Origin of the sequence: Chryseobacterium sp. LJ668 (assembly GCF_019613955.1) — a bacterium.
In the GTDB taxonomy this organism is placed as follows: domain Bacteria; phylum Bacteroidota; class Bacteroidia; order Flavobacteriales; family Weeksellaceae; genus Chryseobacterium.
This window is the reverse complement of record NZ_CP080443.1, coordinates 1,858,952-1,876,940: the sequence shown is the minus strand read 5'-3', so window position 1 is coordinate 1,876,940 and position 17,989 is coordinate 1,858,952. Positions and strand designations below refer to the sequence as shown.

The 17,989-nt window shown below is 35.1% G+C and carries 14 protein-coding genes; 3 read left to right on the top strand and 11 right to left on the bottom strand.

What is annotated here, in order from left to right; genetic code table 11:
* Positions 1-39: 39 nt before the first annotated feature.
* A complete protein-coding gene (locus K0U91_RS08770) occupies positions 40-2,046 on the bottom strand; it encodes a M43 family zinc metalloprotease (RefSeq protein WP_220180788.1) in 2,007 nt (668 codons plus the stop codon).
* Positions 2,047-2,150: 104 nt separating this feature from the next.
* Between K0U91_RS08770 and K0U91_RS08765 the strand changes: the two genes are divergently transcribed.
* Entirely contained in the window at positions 2,151-2,630 is a 480-nt protein-coding gene (locus K0U91_RS08765; protein ID WP_219970354.1) for a hypothetical protein, read from the top strand.
* Here the strand turns inward: K0U91_RS08765 and K0U91_RS08760 are convergent.
* The 10 genes from K0U91_RS08760 to lpxB form a co-directional block, all read right to left on the bottom strand.
* Positions 2,627-3,286, bottom strand: a complete 660-nt coding sequence (locus K0U91_RS08760; protein ID WP_220180790.1) for a DUF6048 family protein — start codon at positions 3,284-3,286, stop codon at positions 2,627-2,629. The two genes, K0U91_RS08765 and K0U91_RS08760, sit on opposite strands and share 4 nt — an antisense overlap.
* Positions 3,252-3,716, bottom strand: a complete 465-nt coding sequence (locus tag K0U91_RS08755; RefSeq protein ID WP_219970352.1) for a DUF6452 family protein — start codon at positions 3,714-3,716, stop codon at positions 3,252-3,254. Before K0U91_RS08755 ends, K0U91_RS08760 begins: the two co-directional genes overlap by 35 nt.
* Before the next feature lie 5 nt (positions 3,717-3,721).
* Positions 3,722-6,196: a zinc-dependent metalloprotease gene (locus K0U91_RS08750; RefSeq protein WP_220180791.1), complete on the bottom strand. Its 2,475-nt coding sequence runs from the start codon at positions 6,194-6,196 to the stop codon at positions 3,722-3,724.
* A 37-nt stretch (positions 6,197-6,233) separates the two neighbouring features.
* The gene (rlmD, locus tag K0U91_RS08745; RefSeq protein ID WP_220180809.1) at positions 6,234-7,640 is read right to left on the bottom strand and encodes a 23S rRNA (uracil(1939)-C(5))-methyltransferase RlmD; all 1,407 of its coding nucleotides are present in this window, start codon (positions 7,638-7,640) and stop codon (positions 6,234-6,236) included.
* A gap of 154 nt (positions 7,641-7,794) precedes the next feature.
* Entirely contained in the window at positions 7,795-9,342 is a 1,548-nt protein-coding gene (locus tag K0U91_RS08740) for a TlpA family protein disulfide reductase (RefSeq protein WP_258561935.1), read from the bottom strand.
* Positions 9,343-9,523: 181 nt separating this feature from the next.
* Positions 9,524-10,291, bottom strand: a complete 768-nt coding sequence (locus K0U91_RS08735) for a succinate dehydrogenase/fumarate reductase iron-sulfur subunit (RefSeq protein WP_219970345.1) — start codon at positions 10,289-10,291, stop codon at positions 9,524-9,526.
* 24 nt (positions 10,292-10,315) lie between these two features.
* Positions 10,316-12,328, bottom strand: a complete 2,013-nt coding sequence (locus tag K0U91_RS08730) for a fumarate reductase/succinate dehydrogenase flavoprotein subunit (protein ID WP_220180792.1) — start codon at positions 12,326-12,328, stop codon at positions 10,316-10,318.
* Positions 12,329-12,343: 15 nt separating this feature from the next.
* On the bottom strand, positions 12,344-13,006 hold the full coding sequence (locus tag K0U91_RS08725) for a succinate dehydrogenase cytochrome b subunit (protein ID WP_220180793.1): 663 nt from the start codon (positions 13,004-13,006) through the stop codon (positions 12,344-12,346).
* A 142-nt stretch (positions 13,007-13,148) separates the two neighbouring features.
* The gene (locus K0U91_RS08720) at positions 13,149-14,918 is read right to left on the bottom strand and encodes a ComEC/Rec2 family competence protein (protein ID WP_220180794.1); all 1,770 of its coding nucleotides are present in this window, start codon (positions 14,916-14,918) and stop codon (positions 13,149-13,151) included.
* Positions 14,919-14,974: 56 nt separating this feature from the next.
* Positions 14,975-16,081: a lipid-A-disaccharide synthase gene (gene lpxB, locus K0U91_RS08715; RefSeq protein WP_220180795.1), complete on the bottom strand. Its 1,107-nt coding sequence runs from the start codon at positions 16,079-16,081 to the stop codon at positions 14,975-14,977.
* A gap of 104 nt (positions 16,082-16,185) precedes the next feature.
* Here lpxB and K0U91_RS08710 point away from each other — a divergent pair, with 104 nt between their 5' ends.
* Both K0U91_RS08710 and K0U91_RS08705 read left to right on the top strand, forming a co-directional pair.
* A complete protein-coding gene (locus K0U91_RS08710) occupies positions 16,186-16,695 on the top strand; it encodes a DUF2480 family protein (RefSeq protein ID WP_219970340.1) in 510 nt (169 codons plus the stop codon).
* A 3-nt stretch (positions 16,696-16,698) separates the two neighbouring features.
* Positions 16,699-17,958: a protein O-mannosyl-transferase family gene (locus tag K0U91_RS08705; RefSeq protein WP_220180796.1), complete on the top strand. Its 1,260-nt coding sequence runs from the start codon at positions 16,699-16,701 to the stop codon at positions 17,956-17,958.
* Positions 17,959-17,989: the final 31 nt, after the last annotated feature.

The following is a 17,989-nucleotide window of genomic DNA, read 5'->3' as shown; positions in this document are numbered from 1 at the left end:
ACAATCATGTTTAGGGTACTATGTTTCAATAAATATTTATTAATTTTTAATAAACTTAATACTTTCAGATATATTTTTATCTTTAATTGTAATTATATAAGTTCCTTTTATCAATTCAGAAACTCTCACCTGATTATTTTTAATTTCTCCTGATTTAACTATTTGCCCTACTGCATTATGAATTTCAAATTTAGCTTTCTCTGAAACTTTAGTTATATTTAAAACTTCATCAGCCGGGTTTGGATAAATACCAAACACATCTTTTTTCACTTCATTTGTTGCTAACACTAAAGCCGGAATCACTTTGAAAACTCTCTGTTGAGTAAATGTAAAAGCATTACCAGATACAACAGGTACACCCGCCGAATTTTTTATGATGTAGCCTCCGTCATAATCATAGATCCCATCACCTGCAGTATCATTAATTGTAAAAGTATAACAATCATTTAAAGGAAGCGTCCATGTCTGAGTAATTAAAGCAGGAAAATTAGGAACCGTATTAGTATAAGGCCCACCACTATATAATGTAGTTCCTGCGCTATTTTTTAAATTCCAATTAGTTTCTGATCCCCAATAATCTCTCTGCAATTCAAATGTAAAGCTTGTACTTGTTACAGGAACTGAATTTCCTATTGTTATAGTTGATGAATTATTTCCTACTCTCTGATCTGATGTACTATTCACAGATACAATTTCAGCAGTAATACTCCCTTGAGATGCACCTGTAGGAATGTTTACCATTGCATATTTGTTTTGAGCCAAGTTACCTGTCCAGTTCGTAGTTTGCATAGCGCCTCCATTAACTGAGTAAGAAATTACAGCCGAAGTAAGAGCAGATGTTCCTCTATTGTACAGCATATATTGTACAGTTACATTTGAAGGAGTACCACAAGAAGTTTGGCTACAGCTTTTTTCACCTTTCAATTCTGCATCATTTGCAAATAAAGGGATTGCCTGGTCTGCAACCGAAGTCTTTAGCTCCATTCTTCTAGGAGAATTATTCATTACGGCAGTGATTCTATCTTTTTGATTAATTGTAAAGATATTCATACATGTATCGTTTGTATAATCCATATAATTTTGAACCATCTCATAGATTGATGGATTATCACAACTTGCAATTGTAGTAGGGCAACCTCCATTAGCATCATGAGCTGTTGGAGTATCTGCACAGTAATCTGTGCCACATTGAGCATCACCCCAAATATGACGCAATCCTAAGAAGTGACCAACTTCGTGAGTCATTGTTCTGCCTTTATCAAAAGGAGCATCTAAAAAGAAATCAGTACCATAATCACTACTCCCGAAAGTGCTGAAATTGGCTACTACACCATCAGTATTTGCAAATCCACCATTTGCATCTAAACCAGGAAGACCAGAAGTTGATGGAAATTGAGCATATCCTAATAAACTAGAATCATCGAAGTTTACACTCCACATATTCATATATTTAGTAGGATCCCAAATAGTAAGAGGTTTTACATAACCATCAATGGCAGCAGTTGCCCAAGATATTTGACACAGGTTTACACGATCAATCCCATCAGTAGGATTACCTTTAGGGTCTACTTTTGCTAGTGCAAACTGAATCATTGTATCTGCACCTACAGGATTTGTATTAAATCCCGGCGTTGATGCCATTCTTCTGAAATCATTATTCATTACGGTAATTTGAGACATAACCTGACTATCAGTAATATTTGGAGCAACACCTAATGCCTGACCGCTGTGGATGACGTGTACTACAACAGGAATTGTTATTATTCCTCCATTTTGAGATTTATTCGCTTGTGCATTAGCAATCAAAGGAGCAATCCATGCCTCAAATTGAGCATTTGTCATTCTCTTTGGGTCTTTTTTTTGCAACAGTGCCTCATATTCTGTAGAAGCACATCTGATGACCCCGTTCATTCTTTTTAAATCCTCAATGGTATACTTTTTACCAAAAACTATCTTGTCCTGTTCACCATTTTTTTGTGCAAAAACAGAACAGAAAAGCATAACAAATAATAGAAAAGGTAATTTAAAGATAATCTTCGTATTCATATAAAATATATTAAATAATTTTTTTTTACAAATATATTAGTTCTTGATGTATTTTATTAATTTAATCAACAAAAAAAACAATACTTTTATAAAAAAATTAAAAAATGAAATTAAAAATTATAGTATTATTACAATTAATTTTAGTTAATTTAAGCTGTAGTCATCAATTAAAACCTGATATTAATAATAATATCTCAAAGGTAACTCAAAAAAACACCAAGATCGATAAAATTATTGTCACTGAGCAAACAAGAGGAACAAACAGATCACTAACCTATTTGGCCTCGGGAATTATAACTTCTGTAAACGGAGTCGAGACAAAGTCACCAATGACCTCAATAGAATGGGAGAATATCATAAAAGAAACCAATATCTTAGATTTATCAAAAATTTCTTCCTATGAATCTTTAACTACAGGAAGATACTCAGACAGAGCATTGGCTTCAAAAATAATTATTACTTCTGGTAGCAACACTTATGAGTCTTCTACCTTTGACGAGGGGATTCCACCAAAAGAACTGGATGCATTATATAGATTGCTAAAAAACAAATCAGGAATAGGTACAAAACCAAAAATACGCTAAAACTTATACGCAATATTCCAGGCAAAGCCCATATTAAATTTTGAAGAGCTTCTGCCAAAACCGGGAACGATCATTGGGACAACCTCTTCCTGTTTTGAAGTCACCATAAGATATCTCGGCTGCATATTGACGTCAATGAAAAAATTAGATTCAAAAAGCTGCACTCTGCCGCCGATTGCACCTTCTATCCAAAAAGATGACTGGGAAGATGCGGGCAACGATACCGAAGAACTGCTTCCTCCAAAACCCCTGATAGGAATGGCATCATATTTCTGATTATAAAATGAACCTCCTATTTTTGCTCCACCATAAAAACCATTGAATTCATTCTCCGGGTCTTTAGCAAGCATATAAAATGCTCCAATTTTCGCAAAAGGCCCGTTAGCGGTTGCATCATAGCCATTCTTCTGATAGATATTTTTTTCAAATCCCGCTTCTATAATTGCGTGGATATTTCCTTTTATTTTTGATGAAATAAAACCCTGAAACAACTGTCTGTCTGAGAAGAAAGAAAACCCCGTATTCAATACATCAACACCTACCATAAAGTTGGGTTCATATTTCCATTTTTCTTTTTCGGCGGCTTTCTTTTCCTGCGCAGAAACAAGTAGTCCCAAAAGACTAAAAAACGAGGTAAAGATTAGTTTTTTCTTCATTTTGAATAAAATTTTGTCCGGATTCTACTTTTACGACAGGTGTTGCTTTTAATAACTGACCGCTTACATTTTCATAATTTAATTTAGCGCCGCAACCCGGAGAAACGTAAATAGAGCGAGCCGTGTAACTGACACGGATTTTTGAGGAGTCTCCTTTTTTTGTTGTTTTTATAAATAAATCTGTGAAAGGTGACTCATCCACACGAAGCGGAATCAAAATAGAATCTGTATTACGACTCCACCCAAGATCAACGGTTCGTACTCCGTAATCGACGTATACTTTTACAGAATCTAAGGTCGTTATTTTGTCTGCTTTTTTAAAGGTGATTTTCATTCTTGGTGTTCCTTCTCCGCTTTCGCAAATGTCATCGTCTCCACCACATGAAATCGTCAGCAATAATACAATAAGGAATGACAGTAATCTTTTCATCTTAGTTATTTTGGATCTAAAGCTTTTTCAATGCGGAAAACCAAGTCTTCATAATGATATTTATTCACCAAATCTGAAGCTGGTTTTGTTGATAGTTCTTTTTTGATTGTATTTAAATTTCCTCTTACCAATGCAGAAATGTCTGATTTGTCTGATGATTTATTATCAACGAGCTTTATTAACGAATCTATATAATTTCTCTGAAGATTTCTTCCGTACATATCCGGATTATCTTTTTTAAGAATGGAAGTATTTAGATCTGAAAGCAATTCGATCACCGAGTATGTATTGGGTTCCACTGCTTCCATCTGATACATATTCTGAAGAACCATCGGACTCAGAATTCTTCCTAAAACACCATTCTGAATTTCTTCTATTGTTTTCACAGGAGTTTTTCCTGTTTTCTCAAAAATATCTTTTTTAATCAGCCATTGCGGAGTGGTGAAAATATTTTCGTCTAAAAATTTCAAGGCTTCTTTCTGATCTTTCTTAGTCACAGCTTCGTATATTGCTCCGGATTGTTCTGCCGTTTTCGGAGTTTCCATCTGCCCGCCGACGTATTTTGAAACGTGACCTAAATATCTTCTAAACTGCGAAGTTACCTGATCATACATCATATCAAGATTTGCGTAATCCTCGTTTGGAGTTTTCGTCCATTTTTCTAAATTATCCACAATTCTCTGAAGGTTTTTGATTCCGTATGTACTTGCAGTCATGGCGTTGTCTCCTACCTGCTCGCTTTGTGATCTGGGATCTAAAGGATTTGATTCTGTTCCGAACCAAAGTCTTTCGTTTTTAAGATTTTGAATCACCCACTGGTTCAGATATTCTTTTTCGGCTTTGGGAGATTTAAACTGGTTAAATCTTTTGTACCCCCACTCAATTGCCCAATCATCGTAATCTCCGATTCTTGGAAAAATTCCGGCATCACCAATATTATCTTCCGGCTGTGCAACATAGTTGAATCTTGCATAATCCATTATTGAAGGGGTGTGTCCGTTTTTCTCCAACCACTTTTTATCTCTTAATTTTTCTACAGGAACTGTGGAGCTTGAACCATAATTATGTCTCAAACCTAAAGTGTGCCCAACCTCGTGTGAAGAAACGAAGCGGATCAGCTCACCCATCAGTTTATCATCAAATTCCATTTTTCTGGCTCTCGGATCGTTAGGCGAAGCCTGGACGAAATACCAGTTTCTCAACAGCAACATTACATTATGATACCAATTGATATGACTTTCCAGAATTTCTCCGGTTCGCGGATCTGCAATTGATGGTCCTGAAGCATTCGAAACATCTGACGGCTTGTAAACAATTGCCGAAAATCTTGCGTCTTCAAGACTCCATTCTGTATCGACTTTCGGATCCGGAACTTTCGCTATAATTGCATTTTTAAAACCCGCTTTCTCAAAAGCTTTCTGCCAATCATTAACTCCTTGTATTAAATAAGGAACCCATTTTTTTGGCGTTGCAGGGTCGATGTAAAATACAATTTGTTTTGCCGGCTCTACCAATTCTCCTCTGTTGTATTTTTCCAAATCCTGAGGCTTCGGTTCAAGACGCCATCTTTTAACCAAAGAAATCTTTTTTACACCTTGAGGATCAAGATCAAAATCTGTATATCCGACAGTAAAATATCCAACTCTGGGATCAAAATATCTTGACTGCATTTTGTTTTCCGGAAGAAGTACAAATGAAGAATTGATCTCTACCGTATAATTTCCACTTACTTTAGGAGCCGGCATTCCAGGGATTGCAGGCGCTGCAGGTGTACCCAAAGTTCTTGCAAAAGTTTTGGTGGTGTTGATCTCAATATTTGTAGGGAAAGATTTAACAAAATTGACATAAGACATATCTTTCTGAAAAGCTCCAACTCTGTAAGAATCTTTAGACCAGACTGAAAATGAAGTCAACTCATTATCAGAATTTAAAACATCAGTAACTTCAATGACAGACGAATTCTTTTTGATCCCATATGCTTTTACATCAAAAGATTTAATGATCGACTGTACGTTATTTCTCATTACCGAATTGTACATTTCAGAGGTAGAATCTTTTGCATAATCAACGTGAGAAATTGATCGTAGCAGAATTTTATCTTTAGGTCCTTTTTCAAAAGCAATCAATTGCTGACCAATCTGGTCTCCCGCATATCCTGAAGTACCTGAACGCATTCCGGCAGCAGCTTTTGTTAATCTGGTCACCAGAAGAAATTCCTTTTTCAGCATCGAATCCGGAATTTCAAAATAATATTTATCGTCTACTTTATGAACTGTAAAAACTCCCTGATCAGAAACCGCTTTATCAGTAATGATTTCTTTAAAAGGTTTGATCAGGCTTTTCTTTTTATCGTCTTTTTTTACTTTAGCCGTATCGGTTTTTGCCACAGCAGAATCTTTAGGCTTTTCCTGTGAAAATAAATTTTGCTGGCAGAAAACTAAAGCTGCTAATAAGAAGAATGCTTTACAGTTCTTTATCATATTACTATTATTTGGTTTATATGTCAAATTTAAATAATTATTTTTTGATCAGTAATGCAATATTTTCGACATGATGAGTTTGTGGGAACATATCTACCGGTAAAATTTTCACCAATGTATAATGCTCTTTCATCAAGGCAATATCTCTTGCCTGTGTTGCCGAATTACAGCTCACATATACCACTTTTTCCGGTCCCAATTTTATGATTTGTTCTACCACTTTCTGATGCATTCCATCTCTTGGCGGGTCAGTAATCAATACATCTGCTTTCGGATGGTTTTCCATGAATTCATCGTTGAATACATTTTTCATATCTCCACAATAGAAGGTGGTATTCGTTAAACCATTTAATTCAGCATGCTCTATCGCTGCGTCAATGGCTTCCTGCACAGATTCGATTCCGATGACGTGTTTTGCATTTCTTGCAACATATTGTGCAATTGTTCCTGTTCCGGTGTATAAATCATAAACTACTTCATCACCTTTTAAATCTGCAAATTCAAGTGTCTTTCTGTATAATTCTAAGGCCTGCTTAAAATTGGTCTGGAAAAATGACTTCGGACCGATTTTAAATTTTAAACCATCCATTTCTTCCATTAAAAATCCTTCCCCGAAATAGGTATTGACATTTAAGTCATAAATAGAATCATTTTGTTTTGGATTGATTGCATACACTAATGTTGTAATTTGCGGGAACTGTTCTAGCAGATAATCAAAAAGTTTTGCTCGGTTTGCTTTTTCTTCTCTATATAATTGAAATAAAACCATCCATTCTCCTTTTGAATTCTGTCTCATCATTAAAGTACGTAAAAATCCTGCCTGGTTTCTCACATCAAAAAAGTCTAAGCCATTTTCAACTCCGAAATTTCTAACGGCCAAACGAATCGCATTTGAAGGATCTTCCTGCAGCCAGCATTCTTTCAAATCTAGAATTTTGCTCCACATTCCCGGGATATGAAATCCGAGAGCATCTCTGCTGCCGTAGTTTTCTTCAGCGCTAATTTCGTACTGAGTCAACCATCTTGCATTGGAAAATGAAAATTCCATTTTATTTCTGTAGAAATACTGCTCTTCTGCACCCAAGATGGAAACGGTTTCAAAATCGTCGATTCCGCCAATTCTTTTGATATTGTTGTACACTTCTTCCTGCTTGAAATCAAGTTGCTTTTCGTAGCTCATGTTCTGCCATTTGCAGCCTCCACAAACTCCGAAATGAATGCATTTCGGTTCTACTCGGTACGGTGATTTTTCTACAATCTCTTTTACCTCGGCCTCAATATAGTTTGATTTTGATTTCTTAACTCTCACATTCACCACATCTCCGGGGATGCCTCCGGAAACCAAAACAGTTTTCCCATCTTCAGTTTTTCCTATGGCAACTCCTTTTGCACCTGCAGTTATGAGCTTTATATTTTCAAGAAATACGTCTTTCTTCTTTTTCATATCAATTCTATCAATACGGAGTAAACTTTCCATTTTATCTCCGTAAATTTTCTATTTTTCTATATTTAGATTTACCTTTCGGTTTCACTTTGCAAAAATACAATAAAAAAAACCTTATCCGAAGACAAGGTTTTTTTCTATTGCGTAAGTTTTATTATTTTGTCTGAGCCGATTGTTGTGGAGCTTCCTGAACCGGAGGAGCCGGCTGAGCTGAAGGATCCATATTCATCTGTGGCATCATTTGTGGCTGAGGAGCAACTTTAGGTGCAGAAAGACCTGTTTGCTTATCTAAGATGGTGATCAATTCCTGATCGCCTAAGTTTACAAAAGATCTGCTGGCAACTTTACCATTTTTATCTACTACGATGAAGTTTGGAAGTTTAAATCCGTATACTCCGTATTTTTTTGCAATATCAGAATTAAGCCCACCTTCTGCATAAACATTAGTTCCCTGAATTCCTTTCATCATTGCATTGCTTGTTTTTGTAAACTGATCTTTAGTGTCATCAAGGTTTACAAAAACGAAATTCATTTTAGATTTATAGAAATTTACCACTTCTTTCAATACAGGAACTGTACCTTCTGCAATGTAAGGATTCCAAGATGCATAAAAAACCAATACATAAGGTTTTCCTTTATTATCACTTAGTTTGTAAGCTGAACCGTCTGCTTTTACCAATGAACCTTCCGGTGCATCATCACCTATTTTGAATCCGTTGATGGTAAACTGCATTTTTTTTATATCAGCTTTAACTCCAGCATCTTTGATATCTTCTTCAATGATTTTTTTAATTTTATCTGTCGTCTTAGCCGGAGTTTGCGGATGAATATCTGACTGAGCCATTACGAATGCCAGTAAATAATCTTTGGTAACTTGAGAAACTTCTTTTTGAGACTTTAAAAAGTCATTGAACAGTTCTGAAGTTGTGATATCTGTTTTTCCTTTACTTTTTGCTTCTGCAAATTTCTGGAAATCAGGGCTCATTTTTGTTAAAAGATATTGTCTGTAGAAAGGGCTTTTCTTCACCATTTCGTCATTGTTTTCTTTTAATTTATTTTCATAATCTGTGAAAACTTTTCCTGATTTGAATGAAGGGTTACCAGACATCTGCTTTTTAGTCATTTCATAATTAACCATAAGATTAAGAATAGCAACTTTGGCATCAGATTTTTTCCATTCTATCACCTCTTTGCCAGGATTGTATTTTTTTACATTTTCCTCAATGTTTCTATTGATATCAGCTTCAATCTTCTGCATTGCTTTTACAAACTTCGCCTCGTCACCTGTCATTAATTCCTGAATATTCAAACCCTGGCCGTAAGTTGAAAGAAATTTCTGACTTGCCTGGAAAAAATCATTATCGTTCTTAGCATCACCTGTCACTACATATTCGTTCGGGAAAGTAGCTGCTGTTCCAGAAATATTAACCTTTTGCCCGCCTTTAAGGAAAATCAAATTTTGCTTTCCGGCATAATTGATCACATACATTCCATTTTTTGGAGCTTCGAAGCTTCCTGCAAAGTTTCCGTCTTTATCAAGACCAATATTTACCAAAGGCAGAGTAGCAACCCCTGAAGCTTCAACAAATTCTATTCTTTCTAAAGGAGAACTTCCTGCGATTTTTCCTTTTACTTCAACTTTTTTTGAACATGAAATTGCAAATACTGCAATGACAAACAACAAAAGATATTTTTTAATCATTATTGTACTGTTATTTTTTTTGAATGATTGAATTTTAGATTTCATCTGAATTTTTAATAATTAAGCAAAAATAAGTTTTTCAACAAACTTACCGCTATGTAAGAATTGATTTTATGAAAGATTTAACTAAAAATTTCGTCTTCTTTAAAGAAGACGAAATTTATATATATTTTAAAACAAACTATCCTCTATCTGCATAAGCAGTAATGTATTCTCTATTCATTCTTGCGATGTTTTCAAGAGAAATTCCTTTAGGGCATTCTACTTCACAAGCACCTGTATTGGAACAGTTTCCGAATCCTTCTTCATCCATGGCTTTTACCATATTCAGAACTCTTCGTTTCGCTTCTACTCTACCTTGCGGTAAAAGTGCATACTGGGAAACTTTAGCTCCAACGAATAACATGGCAGAACCATTTTTACAAGAAGCAACACAAGCTCCACAAGCGATACATGCTGCTGCATCCATTGCTTTATCTGCGTCTTCTTTAGGAATCGGAATTGCATTGGCATCCAAAGTGTTTCCTGAAGTATTTACCGAGATAAATCCACCTGCAGCCATCACTCTGTCGAATGCACTTCTGTCAACCATTAAATCTTTGATCACAGGAAATGCAGCACTTCTCCAAGGCTCAATAACGATGGTTTCACCGTCTTTGAACATCCTCATGTGAAGCTGGCACGTTGTAATCCCAGTATCAGGACCGTGAGCTCTACCATTGATGTAAAGAGAACACATACCGCAGATTCCTTCACGACAGTCGTGATCAAAGGCGATTGGCTCTTTTCCTTCGTTGATTAAGTTCTCGTTCAGAATGTCTAACATTTCCAAGAAAGAAGAATCTGTAGAAACATCTGATATTTTGTAGGTCTCAAACTGACCTTTAGTTTTTGTATTTTTTTGTCTCCAAATTTTCAGAGTAAGATGAAGGCCTTTTTTTGCACTCATAATGTTATATTTATTGGTTGGAGATTATTTGTAACTTCTTGCTTTAACTTCGATATTGTCATAGATCAGATCTTCTTTGTGCAGAACTTCCTGTTTGATATCATCACCCTGATATTCCCAAGCTCCTACGTATTTGAAGTTGACGTCATCTCTTTCTGCTTCACCTTCCGGAGTAGAATGATCTTCTCTGAAATGCCCGCCACAAGATTCGTTTCTGTGTAATGCATCGATAGCCATTAACTGTCCTAACTCGATGAAATCTGCCACTCTGAACGCTTTTTCAAGCTCGGTGTTCATCCCTTCAGTTTCTCCCATTACTTTCACATTCTGCCAGAAATCTTTTTTCACTTCGTCAATTTCTGCAATTGCTTCTCTTAAACCTTCAGGAGTTCTTCCCATCCCAACCTTATTCCACATAATGTGTCCTAATTTTTTATGGAAATAATCTACCGAATGTGTTCCTTTATTATTGACAAAGAAGTTCACTTTGTCTTTAATTTCTTTTTCAGCTTCTTCAAACTCAGCAGAAGTCGTAGGAATTGCTCCCGTTCTGATATCCGCAGAAAGATAATCTGCGATAGTATAAGGAAGTACGAAATATCCGTCTGCCAAACCTTGCATTAAAGCTGAAGCTCCCAATCTGTTGGCTCCGTGATCTGAGAAGTTAGCCTCACCAATTACGAAACATCCAGGAATTGTAGATTGTAAATTATAATCAACCCAAACACCACCCATTGTGTAGTGAACGGCAGGATAAATCTTCATTGGAGTTTTGTAAGGATCATCCGCAGTAATTTTCTCATACATCACGAATAAGTTACCATACTTCTCTTCAATCCAAGCTTTTCCAAGATCATATATTTGCTGATCAGTAGGATTATGAATATTTTTTTCGATAGCGGTTTCTTTACCTTTTTTGATAATCTCTGTTGAGAAATCTAAGTAAACACCCTCTTTAGTATCATTATTTTCGATACCGAAACCTGCATCACATCTTTCTTTACCTGCTCTTGAAGCAACGTCACGAGGAACCAAGTTTCCGAATGCAGGATATCTTCTTTCAAGATAGTAATCTCTGTCTTCTTCTTTAATATTTTCAGGTCTCAGTTTTCCTTCTCTGATGGCAACCGAATCCTCAATTTTCTTAGGAACCCAGATTCTCCCTGAGTTTCTCAATGATTCAGACATTAAAGTCAGTTTAGACTGTTGTGTTCCGTGAACCGGAATACAAGTCGGGTGGATTTGCACATAACAAGGGTTTGCGAAATATGCTCCTTTTTTATGAATCTTCCAGGCTGCAGAAACGTTTGAACCCATTGCGTTGGTAGAAAGGAAATAAACATTTCCGTAACCTCCTGAAGCAATTACCACTGCATGAGCAGAATGTCTTTCGATTTCACCTGTTACCAGGTTTCTTGCGATAATTCCTCTTGCTTTTCCGTCTACGATTACCAATTCTAGCATTTCGTGACGGTTGTACATCTTTACTCTACCTTTTCCGATCTGACGGCTTAATGCGGAATATGCACCTAACAATAACTGCTGACCGGTTTGTCCTTTTGCGTAGAAAGTTCTTTTAACCTGAACGCCACCAAATGAACGGTTATCTAATTGTCCGCCGTAATCTCTACCAAATGGAACCCCTTGAGAAACACATTGGTCAATAATATTAGCAGAAACTTCCGCTAATCTATATACGTTTGCTTCTCTTGCTCTATAGTCACCTCCTTTGATCGTATCATAGAATAGTCTATAAGTAGAGTCACCATCACCTTGATAATTTTTAGCAGCGTTGATACCACCTTGAGCAGCAATAGAGTGTGCTCTTCTTGGTGAATCCTGATAGCAGAATGCTTTCACATTATATCCCTGCTCAGCCAAAGTAGCTGCTGCAGAACCTCCTGCCAAACCTGTACCTACAACAATAATATCAATTTTATCACGGTTGTTAGGCGCAACAAGGTTCATATGGTCTTTATGATTTTTCCATTTATCCTTAAGCGGACCTGCAGGAATTTTTGAATCTAATTTACTCATATTAGTATATTGAAATTATTGAGTTATGTAATGAAAAACTGCGATGAAAATAAAGCCCAGCGGAATCAGTATAGAATACCAGTTTCCGAAAGCTTTGATCATTGGAGTATATTTTGGATGTCTTGCTCCCACAGACTGGAATGAAGACTGAAAACCATGAGCTAAATGTAAACCAAGCAAACCGAAAGAAATTACATAAAGTACCACTCTCCACAAATCAGCAAACTTTCTATGAAGATCGCCCCAAAAACGCGTTTCTTCAACGGGAAGACCATCTACATATTTATAATTCATCTCATGAAGCCAAAAATCATACATGTGCAGAAAAATAAATGCTAAAATGACGGCTCCCGAAATAATCATATTACGAGATGACCAAGTAGAATTCGCAGAACCTTCGTTTTTTTCATAACCGATAGGTCTGGCTTTTTGATTTTTAATTTCTAAAATAAATCCCATCACAAAATGGAAAATGACAGCAAACATCAACACGGGTTGCATTACAAACTGAATAAGAGGATTGTACCCCATAAACTGTGATGCATTGTTATAAGCTGTTTCACCGAAAACCGACAATAGATTTACGGTAAGATGCATTACTAGGAAAATCAGCAAGAACATTGCTGAAAGCGCCATAGCATATTTTCTACCAATCGTAGAACTTGTTAAACCTGCCATATTGAGTTTAAATTTGATTTTCCACAAAATTAAGGAATGTTAATAAAACTAAAAAGTGAGAAATCTCACTATTAGTCAGTTTGTAATCTTTCTAAATAACAACGGGAAACATTGATAACGTGGGGGAATTTTAGTCATTTGATTATTTCAAATTATAGATTTTATTATTAAAAACCACCTTTCCTGATACAGCGGGAAGTCTTTCGATTTTAATATTTTTCACCCTGCGAGAAGATATGTAAGGATTGATAATATACTGCCTGATCTTTTCCTGATCAATAACATTTTCTATCCAGAAACAAACTGAACTTTTGTTTTTCACAGATACAATTTTTCCTTTTTTATAGTGATGCACTAATACTTCCTGCCTTTTATTTTCATAAATCGTGAAAGAAATTCTTACAATAAAAAACATTAAAACAGCTAAAGAAAACTGAGGAGCACACCTAAAATTAGATTTAACGATTACAAACCTCAAAAAGTATACAATTACAAACAACATAGCAACCTCAACCCCATTCATTGAAATATTTTCAAAAAACAAAGATTCACAATCAGCAAACCAATGGATAACTGTTAACAAAAGATCGATGGTGACATCATAAATGATATTAATAATTTTAAAATCAAATCCTAAGGCCAGCAAACCAGCCATTACAAATGAAAAAATGATAATCACTTCAGAGAAAGGAACAATAAAAAGATTGGCAGCAAAAGATACAAAGGAAAACTGATGAAAATAGAACAGCACTAATGGAAGCGTCACCATCTGCGCAGAAATTGAAATGGAAACCGTGTTGTATATGATCTTCTTAAAATGATTATTTTGCTTGGGAAGATGTTTTAAAATCGGCTGATTCAACCAATAAATCCCTAGGACTGCTAAGAAACTCAACTGAAATCCTACATCAAACAACTGTTGGGTGTCAATGATCAGAATAGTAAATGCAGACAGCGCCAACGCATGCAACAAATCTGGCTTTCTCTGCAGCAAAACATAACAAAAATACATGGTAAGCATAATGCACGAACGAACTACGGAGCTTCCAAACCCTATGAATAGAGCAAAGACCCAGATAAACCCAAGGCTCACAATAATAACAGATTTTCTGAAGCGTAACGGTAAAAATTTCATCAAAAGAAAATAAAACATCCCAAAAATCACCACAATGTGTGTTCCTGAGATCGCAAGAAAATGCACCAGACCGGAACGGTTAAAATCCTGCAGAGTTTCCGAATCAATTTCGGTACGGTCAGCCAAAATAATTCCTTTCAGAAATTCCTGACTTTTTGATGACATTGCAGAATTGTTGATTTCTTTTAAAACCTCCAGTCTTTTCTGACGGATTTTTTCATTAAAAGAAAGATCATTTCTTTTTGCTGAAGAGATTTCTCCATTTACATAGCATTGATAAAAAATGTCTTTACGATGAAGATATTTTGCATAATCAAACTGAAAATCATATTCCGGAGACTGTGGCTGGCTAATGTATGATTTTGCTCTGTAATAGTGCTCAAAATCAAGCTCTTTGCTTTCTTTCGGAATTAACAAAACAGTATTAAATATTTGATTTTTAATTTTGACAATGGCTTCATATTTTTTATTCTTTTCCGTAGAATTTAATTTTTTTGAGATCTTGAAAGTAATATTTTCATTAGTTGTAAAAGAAATTTGAGAAGTCTTCGGGAAATTCAGAAAATGCATAGAGATTCCTAGCCCGAAAAAGAGCAACCCAATCAGTATCGAATTGAGTTTTGAGATTAAAAAAGATTTAAAAAAAAGAGAAATTGCAATAAGTAAACACACCAATGCAATTATAAAAACGAAATCTCGTTCAAAAGAAAAATAATCTTGAATTAAAATCCCAAGAATAAAGCAGCAAACTAATATAAGGAGTGGCTGTCGGTTCAATTTTCATCATTTTGTACTACGAATGTAATCAAAAAAAGAAAATATTTCTTAAAAATTTATTTTAATTTTAAAATAATATCCGCAGCATTATCGCTCGCACCTTCCCCGCCAAGCTTGCTTCTTAAAATTTCATACGCTTTAAGCATATCATTTCTTGTCTCGCCTTCAAGCAAAAATTTGAGTTGTTTAACAAGATTTTTTGTGTTTAATTCATTCTGAATCAATTCTCTTACTACTTCTTGATCCATAATCAGATTGACAAGCGAAATATATTTGATATGTCTGACGAGTCTTTTTGCAATGGCATAAGAAATTTTGCTTCCCCGGTAGCAAACAACTTCCGGAACATTTAGGAGTGCAGTTTCCAGTGTTGCAGTTCCTGAAGTCACTAGTGCAGCTTTAGAACACCTCAGCAAATCGTATGTTTTATTAGAAACAAAATGCACATTTTCATCAACATATTTCTGATAAAAATCCTTTTCAAGACTTGGTGCACCGGCTATAACGAATTGATAATCTTTAAAATAAGGCCTTACCGAAAGCATGATCTCCAGCATTTTTTCAACTTCCTGCTTTCTGGATCCCGGAAGGAGAGCAATAATTTCTTTTTCGTTTAAATTATTTTCTATTTTAAATACTTCACTATCAATATCTTGCAGCGTTGAAATTGCATCAAGCAAAGGATGGCCCACGAAATGAGATTTTACCTGATGCTTGTGATAAAAATCTTCTTCAAATGGAAGAATCACCATCATCTCATCTACATATTTTTTGATGGTTTCTACCCTGCCTTCTTTCCAGGCCCAAAGTTGTGGGGAAATATAATACGCAACCTTGATCCCAAGTTCTTTAGCAAATTTTGCAATTCTCAAATTAAACCCCGGATAATCGACCAATATTAAAACATCGGGTCTGTTGTCTCTAAGATCATTTTTGCAGAATTTAATATTGTTTAAAATAGTTGTTAAATTCATCGCAACCTCTAAGAAGCCCATGAATGCCAAGTCGCGATAATGTTTTACTAAAGTTCCGCCTTGTTTTTCCATAAGATCACCACCCCAAAATCTAAATTCTGCATTAGCATCTTTCTGTTTAAGAGATTTCATTAAATTGCTCCCGTGCAAATCTCCGGAAGCCTCACCTGCGATAATGTAATATTTCATGAATGATAATTGATATGCGATGAATGATCTATTAAAAAGACCGTTTCAAACATTAAAATTCAAATTATAATTGAGTAAATTTGCTTCAAAGATAATGATAAAAAATGTCAGACGAATTTGAAATAAAAAATAAAGTTGCCTCCAGCGGATTGATTAATTTTGACCTTACTGATTTGGTCCCAAAAGGCATCAGAACAGGAATTGATCTTAAAGATTTTCTTTACATGGAAATGATTTTAAAGGAAAAAGATTTCCGAGAAAAAGTAGCAGCGATAAATCCTGATGATTACGCAGATCAGTATGTTTACATATATAATTCTGCAGATGCGATCGTTCCGCTGTGGGCGTATTTTTTGATCACGGCAAGAATAACAGATGTTGCCAAAAAAGTAATTTACGGCAATAAGGAAGATCTGGAAGTTCTTCTGATGCATAATGCCATTCAGACGTATGATTTTGATGATTTAAAAGGGAAACGAGTGCTGGTAAAAGGCTGTTCGGATAAAGAGATTCCTGAAAACGCTTACATCGAACTGGTAGAACAGCTGAAACCTATTGTGAAATCGCTGATGTTCGGAGAAGCTTGTTCGAATGTGCCTATCTTTAAAAATTAATTGATGAAAAGTAAAACTATTCCTTTCTTAATTTTTTTACTTTTTTTTCTGATTTATTACCTAGGAAGTTTTTCTAAAATATCGTTCGGAGACTCAATTGGATTTGTTTTAGATGTTGAAAACTGCACATTTATAACTCATGCGACACCTCTTTCGCATTTTTTATACATTAACATTCCCATATTTTTCTCAAAATTTCTGAATATAGACAGCGTTTTACTGATGCGTCTCATGTCTATAATTCCTGCTTCTCTCACAGTTAGTCTGGTCTATATTTTATTAAAGGAATTTATTTCAGAAAAATGGATTGCCGTTACCTCAACTTTTGTTTTTGGCTTGAGCTTTACATTTTGGCGCAGTGCAGAAACGGTGGAAGTTTATGCATTTAATGCATTAGCAGTAGTTGGCTTTCTTATCTTTTCAATCAGATCTTTTAAAGATAATTCTCAAAAAAATATTTTACTCTCTGGTATTCTGTTGGGCGTGAGTTTTTGGATTCATATCCAGAATATTATGCTGATCCCTGCTTATTTTGTCTTGCTTTATCTATTAAGAGACAACAGAAAAAAAGTTTTACTGTCGTTGGCTTCTTTTCTTTTCATTTTTGCCCTAATGTTTTTTGTAAACCATCTAAATGATATTGAATTTAAGTATGTTTTCATCTCAAAAACAGAGCTTTGGATCAATAATACTTTCTCGCAGAGCTTGTTTGATCTGATTACAGACGTTATAAAATCAATACTTTATTTGATCTATAATTTTCATATTTTTACTTTATTCTGCGTCGCTGGTGGTATTTATGTGTATAGAAACTTTAAAAATGAATTTCTATTTCTTGCCATCGCATCTCTATTTACCTTTGGATTTGCAACTTTTTATGCTGTTTCTGATAATTATGTTTATTTCATTCCTTTCTATCTGATATTTATTGTTTTTGCAGCATTAGGAATTAAGATTTTAGCCCATCGGTTTCATTTGAAAAAACTAAAGTTTATCCCTTTATTTATTCCTTTAATTTATGTGTCGTGCTTTTACATTGTGTCTTTAACAGAAGCCGGTGAAAAATTTAATCAGGAAAAATTGTACAAAGATGGTTTGCGCTATTATATGCTTCCTTGGCTTCATAATAACGTGGGCTGTTTAGAATTTACATTAGATCATATACAATGCAACGATAATGTTGAAGCCATGAAAGAAGCTTCCAGACAATTTATAGAACTGCGCAAAAAAAAACAGTCACTTGAAGAAATTCGAAAATTGTAAAATAAAGCTAAAATCCAGAATTGATTTAAAA

Excerpts from the sequence above, each read along its gene's own strand:
- K0U91_RS08770 (WP_220180788.1), bottom strand. The coding sequence starts at position 2,046 with ATGAATACGAAGATTATCTTTAAATTACCTTTTCTATTATTTGTTATG.
- K0U91_RS08765 (WP_219970354.1), top strand. The coding sequence starts at position 2,151 with ATGAAATTAAAAATTATAGTATTATTACAATTAATTTTAGTTAATTTA.
- K0U91_RS08760 (WP_220180790.1), bottom strand. The coding sequence starts at position 3,286 with ATGAAGAAAAAACTAATCTTTACCTCGTTTTTTAGTCTTTTGGGACTA.
- K0U91_RS08755 (WP_219970352.1), bottom strand. The coding sequence starts at position 3,716 with ATGAAAAGATTACTGTCATTCCTTATTGTATTATTGCTGACGATTTCA.
- K0U91_RS08750 (WP_220180791.1), bottom strand. The coding sequence starts at position 6,196 with ATGATAAAGAACTGTAAAGCATTCTTCTTATTAGCAGCTTTAGTTTTC.
- rlmD (WP_220180809.1), bottom strand. The coding sequence starts at position 7,640 with ATGAAAAAGAAGAAAGACGTATTTCTTGAAAATATAAAGCTCATAACT.
- K0U91_RS08740 (WP_258561935.1), bottom strand. The coding sequence starts at position 9,342 with ATGATTAAAAAATATCTTTTGTTGTTTGTCATTGCAGTATTTGCAATT.
- K0U91_RS08735 (WP_219970345.1), bottom strand. The coding sequence starts at position 10,291 with ATGAGTGCAAAAAAAGGCCTTCATCTTACTCTGAAAATTTGGAGACAA.
- K0U91_RS08730 (WP_220180792.1), bottom strand. The coding sequence starts at position 12,328 with ATGAGTAAATTAGATTCAAAAATTCCTGCAGGTCCGCTTAAGGATAAA.
- K0U91_RS08725 (WP_220180793.1), bottom strand. The coding sequence starts at position 13,006 with ATGGCAGGTTTAACAAGTTCTACGATTGGTAGAAAATATGCTATGGCG.
- lpxB (WP_220180795.1), bottom strand. The coding sequence starts at position 16,081 with ATGAAATATTACATTATCGCAGGTGAGGCTTCCGGAGATTTGCACGGG.
- K0U91_RS08710 (WP_219970340.1), top strand. The coding sequence starts at position 16,186 with ATGTCAGACGAATTTGAAATAAAAAATAAAGTTGCCTCCAGCGGATTG.
- K0U91_RS08705 (WP_220180796.1), top strand. The coding sequence starts at position 16,699 with ATGAAAAGTAAAACTATTCCTTTCTTAATTTTTTTACTTTTTTTTCTG.